Annotated in this window: 16 protein-coding genes; 8 read left to right on the top strand and 8 right to left on the bottom strand. The window is 61.4% G+C overall.

The annotated features are described in order from the left end of the window. Nucleotides 1-72 precede the first annotated feature (72 nt). Together DRB19_RS07605 and DRB19_RS07600 are read left to right on the top strand one after the other, a co-directional pair. Entirely contained in the window at nt 73-414 is a 342-nt protein-coding gene (locus tag DRB19_RS07605) for an ArsR/SmtB family transcription factor (protein ID WP_170148913.1), read from the top strand. A 170-nt stretch (nt 415-584) separates the two neighbouring features. Continuing rightward, a complete protein-coding gene (locus DRB19_RS07600; RefSeq protein WP_114185439.1) occupies nt 585-1124 on the top strand; it encodes an SRPBCC family protein in 540 nt (179 codons plus the stop codon). A 47-nt stretch (nt 1125-1171) separates the two neighbouring features. Here DRB19_RS07600 and aroQ read toward each other — a convergent pair whose 3' ends face one another. Next, the gene (gene aroQ, locus DRB19_RS07595; protein ID WP_114185438.1) at nt 1172-1639 is read right to left on the bottom strand and encodes a type II 3-dehydroquinate dehydratase; all 468 of its coding nucleotides are present in this window, start codon (nt 1637-1639) and stop codon (nt 1172-1174) included. Nucleotides 1640-1734: 95 nt separating this feature from the next. Next, nucleotides 1735-2757 (bottom strand): TRAP transporter substrate-binding protein, encoded by a 1023-nt coding sequence (locus DRB19_RS07590; protein ID WP_245439316.1) that lies wholly within the window; start codon nt 2755-2757, stop codon nt 1735-1737. Nucleotides 2758-2989: 232 nt separating this feature from the next. Here DRB19_RS07590 and DRB19_RS07585 point away from each other — a divergent pair, with 232 nt between their 5' ends. Beyond that, nucleotides 2990-3772 (top strand): GntR family transcriptional regulator, encoded by a 783-nt coding sequence (locus DRB19_RS07585; RefSeq protein WP_114185437.1) that lies wholly within the window; start codon nt 2990-2992, stop codon nt 3770-3772. Nucleotides 3773-3800: 28 nt separating this feature from the next. Here DRB19_RS07585 and DRB19_RS07580 read toward each other — a convergent pair whose 3' ends face one another. The 3 genes from DRB19_RS07580 to DRB19_RS07570 form a co-directional block, all read right to left on the bottom strand. Continuing rightward, a complete protein-coding gene (locus DRB19_RS07580; RefSeq protein ID WP_114185436.1) occupies nt 3801-4979 on the bottom strand; it encodes a GNAT family N-acetyltransferase in 1179 nt (392 codons plus the stop codon). A gap of 91 nt (nt 4980-5070) precedes the next feature. Continuing rightward, the gene (locus tag DRB19_RS07575) at nt 5071-5823 is read right to left on the bottom strand and encodes a glycerophosphodiester phosphodiesterase family protein (RefSeq protein ID WP_114185435.1); all 753 of its coding nucleotides are present in this window, start codon (nt 5821-5823) and stop codon (nt 5071-5073) included. Then, nucleotides 5820-6290, bottom strand: coding sequence for a RidA family protein (locus DRB19_RS07570; RefSeq protein ID WP_114185434.1), 471 nt, complete (start codon nt 6288-6290; stop codon nt 5820-5822). The genes DRB19_RS07575 and DRB19_RS07570 overlap by 4 nt, the downstream gene beginning before the upstream one ends. A 125-nt stretch (nt 6291-6415) precedes the next feature. Here DRB19_RS07570 and DRB19_RS07565 point away from each other — a divergent pair, with 125 nt between their 5' ends. Then, the gene (locus tag DRB19_RS07565) at nt 6416-7258 is read left to right on the top strand and encodes a cell envelope integrity EipB family protein (RefSeq protein WP_114185433.1); all 843 of its coding nucleotides are present in this window, start codon (nt 6416-6418) and stop codon (nt 7256-7258) included. On the opposite strand, the gene DRB19_RS07560 is transcribed toward DRB19_RS07565, so the two are convergent. Both DRB19_RS07560 and DRB19_RS29810 read right to left on the bottom strand, forming a co-directional pair. Next, nucleotides 7249-8523: a DNA polymerase IV gene (locus DRB19_RS07560; RefSeq protein WP_114185432.1), complete on the bottom strand. Its 1275-nt coding sequence runs from the start codon at nt 8521-8523 to the stop codon at nt 7249-7251. The two genes, DRB19_RS07565 and DRB19_RS07560, sit on opposite strands and share 10 nt — an antisense overlap. A gap of 8 nt (nt 8524-8531) precedes the next feature. Further along, on the bottom strand, nt 8532-8810 hold the full coding sequence (locus DRB19_RS29810; RefSeq protein ID WP_162815619.1) for a DUF3572 domain-containing protein: 279 nt from the start codon (nt 8808-8810) through the stop codon (nt 8532-8534). A gap of 112 nt (nt 8811-8922) precedes the next feature. On the opposite strand from DRB19_RS29810, the gene DRB19_RS07550 reads away from it, so the two are divergent. Beyond that, nucleotides 8923-9306 (top strand): response regulator, encoded by a 384-nt coding sequence (locus tag DRB19_RS07550; RefSeq protein WP_114185430.1) that lies wholly within the window; start codon nt 8923-8925, stop codon nt 9304-9306. Beyond that, a complete protein-coding gene (locus DRB19_RS07545; RefSeq protein WP_114185429.1) occupies nt 9303-10196 on the top strand; it encodes a response regulator in 894 nt (297 codons plus the stop codon). Before DRB19_RS07550 ends, DRB19_RS07545 begins: the two co-directional genes overlap by 4 nt. Nucleotides 10197-10589: 393 nt before the next feature. On the opposite strand, the gene DRB19_RS07540 is transcribed toward DRB19_RS07545, so the two are convergent. Then, nucleotides 10590-12008 (bottom strand): tetratricopeptide repeat protein, encoded by a 1419-nt coding sequence (locus DRB19_RS07540; protein ID WP_114185428.1) that lies wholly within the window; start codon nt 12006-12008, stop codon nt 10590-10592. 143 nt (nt 12009-12151) lie between these two features. Between DRB19_RS07540 and DRB19_RS07535 the strand changes: the two genes are divergently transcribed. Further along, complete coding sequence (locus tag DRB19_RS07535; RefSeq protein ID WP_114185427.1) at nt 12152-12661, top strand: c-type cytochrome; 510 nt, start codon at nt 12152-12154, stop codon at nt 12659-12661. A 61-nt stretch (nt 12662-12722) separates the two neighbouring features. Continuing rightward, entirely contained in the window at nt 12723-13748 is a 1026-nt protein-coding gene (locus DRB19_RS07530) for a methyltransferase (protein ID WP_308494267.1), read from the top strand. Nucleotides 13749-13796: the final 48 nt, after the last annotated feature.

Raw genomic sequence — 13796 nt, 5'->3', positions numbered from 1 at the left:
GCGGGGCAATTTTTTGCGTAAAAACTAAACCAAATGGTTGAATAAAATTCCAGGACCAGTATATTAAACCTTATGGTTCAACAAAGCGATCAACTCGATCTGATATTCCAAGCCTTGGCCGATCCGACCAGACGCGAGATGCTGCGTCGCCTCGCGTCCGGGGAGCAAAGCATCGGGGCCCTGGCGTCTCCGTTCGAAATGTCATTCGCGGGAGCCTCAAAGCATGTGCGATTCCTCGAAAACGCGGGTCTTATTCGGCGCACCGTCAGGGGACGGACCCACATGTGCAGCCTCGATCCCGCTCCGCTTTCGGCAGCGGACGAGTGGCTGAGGTTCTATGAGCGGTTCTGGACCGAGAGACTCGATGCCCTGGAGCGTGAACTGAACGCCGATACGGATAAGGAGCAGCCATGAACCAGGAGCCGCCAATCACGGCCTGCGTCAGCCGCCGGAGCCCGAATATGCCGATCGCACCGGAGCAGGCTGGAGCATGATCCTCGCAAGTCCCGAGACAGCGATCCGTGAAGCCGGCGCGCAAGTCGCCCTTGGTCCCCAAAGTCGAACGACCAGCATAGGAGAATACGATGGACAAGTACGGCGTCGTCAGCGCGGCTGATACGGTGCGCTTCGAACGTTTGCTTCCAGGCCCCATCGAACGGGTCTGGGCCTTTATCACGGAATCCGACAAGCGGGCGAAATGGCTTGCGGCGGGCCCGATGGAGTTACGCATGGGAGGTGGAGTCGAGCTGACCTTCCGGAATTCCACTGTGTCGCCGATACCTGAGTCCATTCCGGACAAGTACAAGCAGCACGAGGACGGCGTCGGCTTCGCGGCCGTGATTACGCGATGCGAACCGCCACGACTGCTCAGCCACACCTGGGGTGGGACGGACGGTGCGGCATCCGAGGTGACCTACGAGCTAGCCCCGGACGGAGACAAGGTTTTGCTTGTCCTGACCCACCGACGCCTTTCCGGCAGGGCTGTGATGCTCAGCATCTCAGGCGGATGGCATACCCACCTCGACATTCTCGCCACGCTTCTCAATGATGAAGCGCCGCCACCCTTCTGGTCGACCTTTGGGCGGCTCGAGAGCGAGTATGAAAGGCGCTTTCCAAGAGCCTGACCCCGAGCGAAGGCTCGTGAGGCGGGACGCCCGCCTATGCTCGCCGTCTATTCGGCCAGCTCAGGGATTTTCGCCGGAAGCAGCATCGTCGCCAGCGCGTCGATCGCCCGAACGTAGCCCTGGGCCCCGAGGCCCATGATCACCCCGGTGGCCGCATAGGAAATGTAGGAGTGGTGCCGGTAGCTTTCCCGCTGGTGGATGTTGCTCAGATGCACCTCGATGATTGGACCGCTGAACGTCTTGAGCGAGTCCAGGATGGCGATCGACGTCGAGGTGAATCCCGCCGGATTGATGATGAGGCCTGCGGCCTTGCCGCGAGCTTCCTGAATCCAGTCGATAATCTGTCCTTCGTGGTTCGACTGCCTGAAGAACAGCAGATCCAATCCTTGAGCCCTCGCGCACTCGCGGCACATCTGTTCGATGTCGGCGAGCGTGGTCGTGCCGTAAATATGGGGCTCGCGCTCACCTAGTAGGTTCAACGATGGTCCGTTCAGGACTGCGATGGATGTCGTCACGTGCGGGTTCTCCAAAGGACGATCGGGCACGGTCGCGATGCAGGTCCGCGACCGCCCGGAAAGCCATGTCGTGAGGGCTTTGCCTGAACCGATGCCTAGTTGTTCAATGCGTGGACTCGGTCCAGCTCGGAGTTGAACAGCTTCACGAGGGCCGGGTCGTACTCGGCGGAGAATCGCTCGGCGATGGGTTTCGTCTGCTCTCGCATGCGGGCGAGCTCCGCCTGCGGGATTTCGTTGACCTGCATCCCCTTCGCACGAAGGTCCGCGACGGCCTGCTGGGCCTGCTCCCGGCTGAGCTTGCGCTGATAGTCTCGTGCCTCGATGGCGGCCTCTTGGAGGATCTTCTGCTCCGTTGGGGAGAGCTTGTCCCAGAACTTCTTGCTCACCAGGATGATGTTGGTGCTGTAGGTGTGGTTCGTGACGCTCAGATACTTCTGAACCTCGTTGAACTTGTTCGAGAGGATCACCGAGAAGGGGTTCTCTTGCCCATCGACGGCGCGGGTCTCAAGGGCCGTATAAAGTTCGCTGAAGCTTAACGGGACCGGGTTGGCTCCGAAGGTTTTGAAGGTCTCAAGATAGACGGGATTCGGGATAACGCGGATCTTGATTCCGCTGAGATCCTCGCCCTTGGTGATCGGTCTCTTGCTGTTGGTCACGTTCCGAAAGCCGAGATCCCAGTAACCGAGCCCGACCAGGTCCTTCTCGGGAAGCTTTGCGAGCAAAGCCGTGCCGAGCGGTCCATCGAGCAGGGCGTCTGCCTGTTGAGGCGTGCTGACGATGAACGGGAAATCGACCAAGCCGAAATCCTTCACGATGCCGACCAGGGACGTGGTCGCCGGAGACTGCATCTCCTGCGTTCCGCCCCGCAGAGCCGATTGCTGCTGTTGCTCGGTGCCGAGCTGATTGGCCGGGAATTCCTTGATCTTGAGCTTGCCGCCGCTCTTGGCCGCGACGATCTCGGTAAATTTCTGAACGCCCTTGCTGACGGGATGGTCGGTGTTGTTCAGGTGGCCCCAGCGGATTGTCCGCTCTTGGATGTCCTGAGCCCAGCTCGGCGCAGTTGCGGCGACAAAGCCGATCACGGCGGCAGTGGCGATGAAGGTTCTGCGAATCGTCACGTGGTTCTCTCCCTGGAGGTCTAGCGGGCCTTGCGCCTTACTCGGCGTCTCTTGGCGTGCTGTTCAACAAGACCCTAGTTTCACCAATAAATATGGTCAAACTGATTTTCTCAGATATTTTTTAAAATATAGGTTGATGCGCCTATTATGCGAAGCTGGCGTCCGGTCGGTTGAAGTTGCCTGCCGCTCGTGCGATTTCTGCCGCACGCCATAAAGATTCACGGAGCGTGCCATGCTGGCGGACCCATACGAGAATGAAACCGTCGGCGAGGCCGCCTATCGGCGGATCCGTTCGGATATCGTATTCGGTCGCCTTAGCCCCGGAGAGAAGCTCAAGCTTGACCGGGTCAGCGAGACCTATGGCGTGAGCATCAGCACTCTGCGGGAGCTGCTCAATAGCCTTTGTTCGGAGGGGCTGATTGTTGCCGAGGGTCAGCGGGGATTCGAGGTGGCGCCGGTCTCGGCGGTGGACTTCCGGGAAGTGGCGGCAATGCGCCAGCTCCTGGAATGCCATGCCCTGGAGCAGTCGTTCCAGAAGGGTGACCTGGATTGGGAGGGGAGGGTCGTGGCCGCCCACCACAAGCTCTCTGTCATGGAAAAGCGGATGATCGCCGGCGACCGCTCAGAGCCTGAAATCTGGAAACGTTGCGACTGGCAGTTTCATCACGCTCTGATCTCAGCCTGCGGCTCCAAGGTCCTGCTCGACACTCACGCGGCCATCTACGACAAGTATCTCCGATATCAGATGGTCGCAGTGATCTTCCGCGGTGAAATCGCAGCGGATCAGCATCAAAAACTGCTCGAAAGCGCCCTGGCTCGGGATTTCTCCACCGCTCAGAAGGTATTGGTCGATCACATTCAAGGATGCGTGGAGCATGCCTTGGCGCGGGAGTTGGAATGGGTGAGGGCGTCACCGTCCAAGCGCGTTCCGGATCCGGCAATCCCGGCTGGAGCCAAGGGTGTTCGGAAGGGTCGGGCCAACGGTCCCACGAGGGCTTCCGTACGCTCCACCTGAATGCTGGAGGCCGCATCCACTTGCAGGGCTAGTCTTCATCCGTGTGACGGAACGGAGTGGCCGAGGACAGCTCCTCCGCAGCCTCAGCCACGTAAAGCCGCTCCTGTTCCAGATAGGATTGAACCGCCCGGCGCAGGGACGGATCGGCAATGTCGTGCGCCGACGACGTGATGACCGGCCGGTACCCCCGCGCGAGCTTGTGCTCCCCTTGCGCGCCCGCTTCAACCCGGTCGAGCCCCTTGGCGATGGCAAATTCTATGGCCTGATAATAGCAGACCTCGAAATGCAGGAAGGGATGATCCTCGATACAACCCCAGTTGCGGCCATAAAGCCGCTTGTCGCCGATGAAGTTGATGGCCCCGGCGATGTAGCGCCCGGAGCGCTTGGCCATGACGAGGAGAACCCTGTCCGCCATTCGCTCCCCAATCAGAGAGAAGAAGGCGCGGTTGAGATAGGGGCGGCCCCACTTGCGCGAGCCGGTATCCATGTAAAAGGCGAAGAACGCGTCCCAATGGGCTTCAGTGATCTCGGGACCCGTGACCCACTCGACTGAAATGCCGTTCTGCAGCGCATCCCGGCGTTCTCGCCGGATTGCTTTACGCTTGCGGGATGCGAGCGCAGCAAGGAAATCCTCGAAGGTCCCGTAGGCGTCATTGAACCAATGGAATTGCTGGTCGTCGCGCCGGAGGAACCCCATCGAGGCCAATGTCTCGGTGTCCGCGTCCTGAAGAAAGGTCGCGTGGATGGAAGAGGCATTCGTCTGGTCCCGCAAAGTCCGCAGGCCCGCCACCAGATGCGCCCGGACATCCTCGGCCTGCAACCCTGGCCTGACGAGGAGGCGAGGGCCCGTGACCGGCGTGAAAGGCACTGCGAGCTGGAGCTTGGGGTAGTATCGTCCGCCGGCGCGGGAATAGGCATCCGCCCAAGCATGGTCGAACACATACTCACCCATGGAGTGGGACTTGAGATAGCAGGGCGCCGCCGCGATCAGACGGTCGGCCTCGTCCTCCACCAGCACATGCACGGGAGCCCATCCGGTCTTCGCACCCACGCAGCCGGATTCTTCGAGGGCGGACAGGAAAGCATGGGAGACGAACGGATTCTGCGGATCGTCGCTGTTCGAACCACAGCCCGGGAAGGCGCAGGCGTCCCACTCGACAGCCTCGACCGCCTTCAAGCCTTGAGCAATTTTGACCTGAAATGCCACTGGGATGAAATGATCTCGCCGTTACTCAGAAGAGCTAGGGCTTCGGCGAGATCCTGGCAACAGGCAGGGTCGTCCGGTCGCGGAGCGTGCTTTAGGGAAGGAAACCCTCGAACACCATCTGGTCCGCATGCTTCTCGGCCAGGGCGCGATCCTCGGGATTGCGCACGGTCCAGGTCATGAGGGGCAGGTTGCCGAGCACCCGGCAGAGGTAAGGTGCGGCGGACTGCACGTCGGACACCTTCCACGAGACGAATTGCGGCTGCGACTCCTCGAAATGAAGCAGATTCGCGAGACGGTTCTTCAATTCCGGGCTCATGAAGCTGTCGTTCTTCGACGCGTAGTGCAGTTCGCCGATGATCCCGCGCGTCACGTCGGGCGCGAGGGTGCGAAGAGCCGCTACGATCTCGGGGTCGAAGGACTTGATCACGAAGGGGCCGCGGTAGTCCTTGAGGATTTCGCAGGCTCGCTTCGTGAGCGCCATGTCGCCGTTGAACTTGCTCTTGATCTCGATGACCAGGGGCACCTGGCCATCGATGGCGTCAAGGAACTGCCGGAACGACGGGATCTTGTCCGCTGCCGTGGAGCCGGTGATATCGATGGCCGTCAGGTCGGCAAGCTTGCGCTCGACCACGAGACCCTTGTCACCGGTCAGGCGGTCGAGCTCGAAATCGTGGAAGACGATGACTTCCCCATCCGCCGTGAGCTGGAGATCGCACTCGATCGGGAAGCCACGCGCGATGGCGGCTTTCGCGGCCGAGATCGTGTTTTCGATGACGCCATTGGCTTTGTCATGCAGGCCGCGATGGGCGATGGGCTTCGCGACGAGCCAGCTGGGTGTGCTCATTGGACTTCGAACATTCCTTCGACTTCGACGCAGGCGTCGAGCGGCAACGCCGCGACGCCGATGGTGGAGCGGGCGTGGCGGCCCTTGTCGCCGAGCGCCTCGACCATCAGGTCCGACGCGCCATTCATGATGGGAGCAAGACCCGCAAAGGTCGGCACCGCATTGATGAAGCCGCCCAGACGCACGCAGCGCACGACCTTGTCCAGGTCGCCCACGGCGGCCTTCAGCTGTGCCAGAAGATTGATGGCGCACAGACGGGCGGCTTGCTGGCCGACTTCCGGCGCTATCTCGGCCCCGAGCTTGCCCTTGTGCTCGTCCGCGAGCTTGCCGTCCAGGCCGAGGCAGAGCTGGCCCGAGATGATGATCAGGTTCCCGGTCCGCACGAACGGGACATAGTTCGCCACGGGCGCTGCGGGTGTCGGCAGGGTGATGCCCAATTCCTGAAGTTTGTTGTCGACTGTGCTCATTGGAAGCCTCGGCTTAGCGGTAATCCAAAAACTTAGTGGCGGATGAGCCAGAGAGACGCAAGCTGGATCATTGCCCTGTCCGCAGGACGATTCTATTTTGTCCGGTGGGGGACCTTGGAGGACATATGCGTTTCTTGCTGTTGATGTCGGGCCTATCGGTTGCCATGCTCGCGTCGGCTTCAGCCGAAACGGCGAAGCCCGGGGTGCAACTCGTGCCCCATCGGGCGGTCTATGACCTCTCCCTTATGCGCGCGGGGGGCTCAAGCAGCCTTGAGAACGCGAGAGGCCGCATTGCGATGGACTTCGGCGGCAATGCCTGTGACGGCTACACGTTGACCTATCGTCAGGTAACGGTTCTTGACAGCACGGAAGCCGGGTCGCGCACCATGGACACGCGGACAGCGACTTTCGAGACGGGCGACGGCCTGTCCATGCGTTTCAAGTCCACCTCGTCATCCCAGGGAGCGTCCGGCAACGGAGTCGACGGCGACGCCAAGCTCAGCCCGGAGGGCAACCTTGATGTGCAATTCAAGCAGCCGAGGAACGCGACGTTTGCTGCGGCAGGGCAGCCGGTCTTCCCAACCGAGCACCTCAAGCGCCTGATCGAAGCGGGTCGCGGCGGCCAAAACACCTTGTCGGTTCGCGTTTATGACGGGTCCGACGACGGAAAGAAGATCTACGACACGCTGGCGCTGATCGGGCGGCGGATCGAGCCCGGAGCCGGCAACAACCTCGAGGAGCCGGCCCGGCAGGAGGCTTTGACCAAGGTTCCCCGGTGGCCCGTGACCATCAGCTACTTCACGCAGGGCGACGGGGACCGGACCCCGGTCTACACCATTTCCTTCGAACTCTATGAGAACGGGATCAGCCGGGCGCTGAAGCTGGATTACGGCGACTTTGCCCTCAAGGGTGATTTGCAGAGCCTCCAGGTTCCGGGCGCTGCTGCAACGGCCGCCTGTCAGCGCTGAGGTTTACGGAGGGAAATACCTTTCTGCAGGGCGGCCGCGCCGAATTTGTCGCGTATTCTGTCGATGGCGGCCTCCATATGGGCCTGGCGCACCACGGTCTGGTCCGCCAGGTCGCCGCGATCGGCCTCGGCCCCGTCGCAGAGATCCGCCGCTCCAATGCCGATCAGCCGGAAGGGCGTGCCATCGCAGGCCGACTTGAGCAACTGGCGGGCGGCTTCGAACAAACGGATGGCAAGCTGGGTCGGCGGCAATCCGGACCGAGTCTTGGTGGTTAGCCCGAACTCACGATCCTTCAGCTTCAGGATCACGCTTTGGCCGGCAAGGCCCGCGACCTTCAGTCGGCGCGACACCTTTTCCGACAGGCGCCAGAGGATTGGCTCCAGGTCCTCGAAGGACCGCAGGTCGGTGTCGAAGGTCGTCTCGGCCGAGATGCTTTTCGTTTCGCGTTCCGGCGTCACGGGCCGGCTGTCCTCGCCCCAGGCGAGCTTGGACAAACGTTGCGAATCGCGGCCGAGGGCTTCGAACAAGGTTCTCAAGGAGGTGTCCCTGAGATGGGAGATGAGGGTCACGCCCGCCTTCGACAGTCGCGCCTGCGCGGCGGAGCCGATGCCGGGAATGATGGAAACGGGCTTGTCCGCCAGGAATTCGGCAGCCTCCTGGCAGCCGATGATGGAAAAGCCCCGCGGCTTCTCCAGGTCGGAGGCGATCTTGGCCAGGAACTTGTTGTAGGAGAGCCCTACCGAAATGCTGATGCCGATCTCGCCCTCGACCCGGCGGGCGAACCGAGCCAGCGTCACGGCAGGGCTACCGTGGTGCAGCCTCTCCGTCCCGGACAGGTCGAGGAAGGCCTCATCGATGGAGACCGGCTCGACCAGAGGCGTCAGCTCCAGCATAAGCCGCCGCACCTCGCGCCCGGCTATCCTGTACTTCTCCATGTTGGGTGGGATCACCACCGCATGAGGGCAGGCCTTCAGCGCCTTGAACATGGGCATGGCCGAGCGCACCCCATAGGTGCGGGCCACGTAGCAGGCGGTTGCTACCACACCCCGCTTGCCACCGCCGATGATGACCGGCTTATCGGCAAGGTCCGGGTTGTCGCGTTTTTCGACGGCTGCGAAGAACGCGTCGCAGTCCACGTGGGCGATGGACAGGCTGTCGCGCTCCTTATGCCGTAGCAGGCGGGGGGAGCCACACGCCGCGCACCGTTCAGAGAACCGCGAGGCGGCATAGGTCAGGCAGTCGCGGCAGAACGGTGTCTCACTCATGAAGGGGCTTACTCGAACTCGGACGGCGACAAGGTCCAGCGGGCCTGCATGACGTGCTCAGGCTTGACTTTCTCTTGCTCGGCGAAACTAATAAGAAGTGCCTCGTCGGAGACAATGTAGTCGAGAATGCCCGCAAAGAACCCGGCGGATTCCGCCGCGATCCTGATCGTGTCCACCCGCAGACCGGAAATACTCAGGAATCGGCTCATACGCTGGTCATCGCCCGTGATGTACGAGAAGGCGCTCAGGGCGATGCTCTCGGCCTCCTCGACGCTGATTTTCTTCAATTGCATTTTCCTGTGCGGGATTTGCATTTCATCAATAGGTTTCAATGTAGGTTTATCATCGGACGAACAAGCGGGCCGGTGAAGTGCGTTTTTGGCCCTAGGACAAGCCACGATGAAGAAGACGGTGCTCATTGTTGAGGATAACGAGCTCAACATGAAGCTCTTCAACGATCTGCTCGAGGCTCATGGCTATGCGACGCTGAAAACTGGCCATGGCATCGAGGCGATGGAGCTTGCCCGCGCCCATAAGCCGGACCTGATCCTCATGGATATCCAGTTGCCGGAGGTGTCGGGTCTCGAAGTCACCCGCTGGCTCAAGGCGGACGAAGATCTCAAATCCATTCCGGTAATCGCCATCACGGCCTTCGCCATGAAAGGCGACGAGGAGCGGATTCGGGAAGGGGGCTGCGAGGCCTATCTGTCCAAGCCCATCTCGGTCGCGAAATTCATCGCCACGGTCAAAACCTATCTCGACGCCGACGCCAGGCCTTCATGACCACGCGGGTTCTGATCGTCAGCACCGTCTTTCATCAGGCCAAGCTCCTCGAAAAACCCCTTCTGGATTCAAAGTTTGCAGTCGTGGTTGCCACCGGGGAGGCCGACGGTCTCGCCCTGTGCCGTCAGGGGCGGGCGGATATCGTGATCCTCGAAGGGCTCCAGCCCGGCCTCGATGGATTCGCGTTCTGCCGTACCCTCAAGAGCGATCCGGTCCTAGAATTCCTTCCGGTCGGCTTGATCACCGACGCTCGCGAGCCCTGCCAGCGCTTCGAGGCGCTCCAGGCACGGGCGGACGAGTGCATGCTATTTCCCCTCGCAGAGCGGAAATATCTCACCTGTGTCCGAAGCCTCGCCGATCTGTCCGCCATCACACGTCGCGCCCACGAGACCCAAGTTATCGTTGGGTTCGGAGGGCACGGTCCGGATGCCTCAGCGCAAATTCTGCTGCTGGATCCTGAACCATCGTCTCGGGAGCGCCTGGAGGAAATCCTTTCGGCCGAGTTCAGGGTGGTGGTCGCCCGCCGGGCAGAAGACGCGGTCGCCCGCATGGCTCGGGAGGAATTCGGGGTCGTTCTGGCCGACGAGGCCTATTTGCGTGGTGCCGGACCGATGGGCTCCCTCCTGCTGCAGCATTTGAGGATCGCACGCCTGTCAGGACGGGTCCGGCTGCTCGGGATCGGCGACACTGCTTACGAACCCGAGGAAGGCGTTATGGAAGGGGCCCTGGAGCGGCCTGTGGATCGCTGCGAGGCCTTGGCCCGGGTGCGCACTGCATTTCGAAAACATTCTCTGGACCTCGCTCTTCGGAAGCTGTGTGCCGCAGGGGAAGTCACTGCTCCCGAGCCCCACTTTTCGGGATCGCCCGCCTCCATTCGAATGGCTGCCTGAACTAGGGCCTTAAAAACCCGACTCTTGTTGTTGACAGGGTTAGCGTTTCGCTTTTTCCTCTGGAAAAATGCCGTATAACCGAACGGGCGCTTGACCAGCGCTTGCATAGGTCGATGTTTCCTTTATGTTCGAATTCAAGCCTTCGCCCCATGCGGAGCATGAATGCCTTACGGATGCTCAGGTCCGCCGCATCTCCTGGGAGTTCGTAAGCCGGCCAGCATGGGGGCGGGTTGTTGCCTCCTCAACTCCCGCTCCCAGCTGGCCAACCAATTCCTTCGAGGGAAGGACGTGAGACGGCGGCTTTTCCTGACAATTTCCAGCCGATCATCGCTGTGATACCGCGAGAGGCGGGATAGGGTTCCTTGAGAACGGCACCAGGTTCTCATGTGCTGGTTATTCTGGAACTCCGGCCTTCCGAAGTCCTTCGACGAACACGTCGCAATGGGCGAACTTGCTCAGAACCTCCCGAACCTCGCTGAGGCGCAGCGGTGGACCCAGCTGATTTCCGGCTTTCAGAAATTCCTGCGCTTCCTCGATGAGGCCGAGGTGTCCGCAGCAGCTGATCAGCTGATTATAGTGACCGGAATACTCCGCGAACGCCGCGCTGGAGGATCGCAGGAATGGAAGCGCCTCATCGAACCGCTGCGCCGCCAGAAGCGCCAAGCCATGGACCGAGGTGTAGAACCCGGAGAAGCTGTCCAGCGGGCTCAAGCGCAGCGCTTGTCCGGTCTCGGCGATCGCCTCGTTGAAGGAGCCCGCACGCAGGAGCGCCCATCCGAGAGCCGTATGGCCGAGGGCAAAGCTTGGATTGAGGCTCAATGCGACGCGAAGTTCCCCAAGTGCCCTGTCGTGCTGACCCGCGGTGCTGAAACATAGCCCGGACACCATTCTGGCCCACGGGTCGCCAGGGTCCAGAGACAACGCGGTCTGCGCATGGGCCGCGGCCCGGCCGTAAGCCTCTTGCGGATCAGAACACCAGTTTCGCAGATGCGCGGTCCACCAGACGGCCCAGCTGAGGAGGGCATGAGCCCTGGCGTAATTCGGCTCCATCGCGACGGCTCGGCCAAGCAAGATCTGGGCTTCCTCGTTGTGCTTGCGCTCGATCTTGTTGAGCATCATGAGGGCGCGGGACACCAACCCCCAGGCATCGATGTTTTCCGGCTGCTGCTTGGCGGCCCTGATGCCCTCCTCAGCATAGAGGTGCGGCTCCACCGAGGCGACGACCCTCTCGGTGATTTCGTCCTGGACCGAGAAGACGTCCTGTAGGTCGCGGTCGTACTTTTCCGCCCAGATGTGCTTGCCGGTTTCTGCATCGATGAGCTGACCGGTGATGCGGATGCGCCGACCGGCCATCCTCGTGCTGCCCTCGAGCACGTAACGGACCCCGAGCTCCCGTGCGACCTGCCTGATGTCGACGGCCCGACCCTTGTAGACGAAGGTGGAGTTCCGGGCGATGACGAAGAGCCAGCGAAGACGGGCGAGGGCGGTGATGATGTCCTCGGTGATGCCGTCCGCGAAAAAGTCCTGCTCGGCATCACCGCTCAGATTGGTGAATGGCAGGACCGCAATGGAGGGTTGGTCGAAAGGCCTCAAGACCTGCAGCCGGCCATCGACGAATTGCGACTTCTCCCGAAGGGAAAGCTTCGTATAGCTTTCGACGATAGCCAGGGTCTTGTCGGAAAACAGTCCGGTGAGAAGCTTGTCGACCGTGGACTTTCCCAGTTTTGTCCTGAACGCGAACTGCTCCCGCGAGATCCTCTCGCGGGCCAGGTAATCCCTAATCGCAGCTGCAATGTGCTTCCTGTCGTCCATCGTCGCTGGTCCAGGCGCCGTGCAAATCGACGCCTTCTGCTTCCTTCCGGAAAATACAGGCAAATTCCGGAAAGAGTCGCGGAAAGAAGCGTGAGTTAAGAAGGGATTGTGTTCCTCGAAGCAACCAGCAGGAGAAGATATCCATGCGCAAGCCGATGTTGACCGGGACTGCAACCGCGATGATCCTTTTCGGCGCAGCCGTTCTCAGCCTCGGGTCTGCTCAATCGCAGGAGAGGATCAAGCGAGGCGAATACCTCGTCACGATCATGGATTGCGCCGGATGCCATACCCCAGGGATCTTTCTCGGAAAGCCGGACCCGGATCGCCCGTTTGGCGGCTCGGAGGTGGGCTTTCAGATTCCGGGTCTCGGCATCTTCTATCCGCCGAACCTGACGCCGGACCCGGAGACCGGTTTAGGAAAGTGGAGCGAGGGGGACATCGTCAAGGCCGTGCGCACGGGCGTGCGGCCCGACGGGAGGGTTTTGGCCCCCGTCATGCCCTATCACAACTACGGCAAGCTTACCGATGCGGATGCACAGGCGCTCGCGTCCTTCCTCAAGAGCCTCAAGCCCGTCCGGCATCAAGTTCCGGCAATCACCGGCGCGAACGAGAAGCCGACCGCTCCGTATCTTACGGTGAGGATGCCCGAGTGATCGTGAGACAGAGCGCTGCGCCCTGGCCCTCCCTCCACCACCTTTCCGCTGGAGAAATCCCATGACAAGGATGTCCACCTTGGCCCCCGATAAGATCCTGCAGCTCGGAAGCGCCTTCTGGGCGTCGAAAACCCTCCTCAGCGCCATCGAGCTGGGGCTTTTCACATGGCTTGCTGGCAAAGGTCCGCAGGATATCGAGAGCATTCGCCAAGCACTTGGCTTGCACGAGCGCAGCGCCCGGGATTTCCTCGATGCGCTCGTGGCCCTCGACATGCTCCAACGCACCACCGATGGCCGCTATACCAATACGGCCGAAACGGAAATCTATCTCGATCGCAACAAGCCGTCCTATGTCGGCGGCATGCTCGAAATGATGAACAGCCGGCTCTACCGGTTCTGGGGCAATCTCACGGAGGCTCTCACGACCGGCCTTCCGCAGAACGAGACCCGGAACGGAGAAGCCGGCCTTTTCGAAGCTGTCTACGCAGAGCCGGCGCGCCTCGAAATGTTTCTCGGCGCCATGACAGGCCTGAGCCTGCCGACGGCGCGCGCCATCGGGACAGCGTTTCCCTGGAGGGAGCACCGGACCTTCGCGGATATCGGTTGCGCTCAGGGTGGGCTTACGGCGGAAATTGCGCGGGCCCATCCTCATCTGACCGGATATGGCTTCGATCTACCGGCGGTCCGGCCGGTGTTCGAGAGTTATGTGGCGCAGCACGAACTCGACCGCCGGCTTACCTTCCTGGCAGGCGACTTCTTCAATGACCCGCTGCCATCGGTGGAGGTTCTCGTGATGGGGCACATCCTTCACGACTGGAGCCTGGACGAGAAGAAGCTCCTTCTCAGGAAGGCCTACGAGGCTCTTTCGGCCGGGGGCGCGCTCATCGTCTATGACGCCATGATCGATGATGAGCGGCGCACCAACGCATTCGGCCTGCTCATGAGCCTGAACATGCTGATCGAGACTCAGGCCGGGTTCGACTACACGGGCGCCGATTGCCGGGCGTGGATGCACGAGGCTGGCTTCCGTGAGGTGCAGATCAAGCCCTTGCAGGGGCCTTACTCCATGGCGGTCGCGCGGAAGTAGCTGCCGCCGACCTGGATGAGGCGCGGCAGGCCGACGCCTGCCGCGCCT

It is taken from the genome of Microvirga aerophila, from assembly GCF_003332305.1.
GTDB lineage: Bacteria > Pseudomonadota > Alphaproteobacteria > Rhizobiales > Beijerinckiaceae > Microvirga > Microvirga aerophila.
This window is presented reverse-complemented; position numbering and strand designations above follow the sequence as displayed.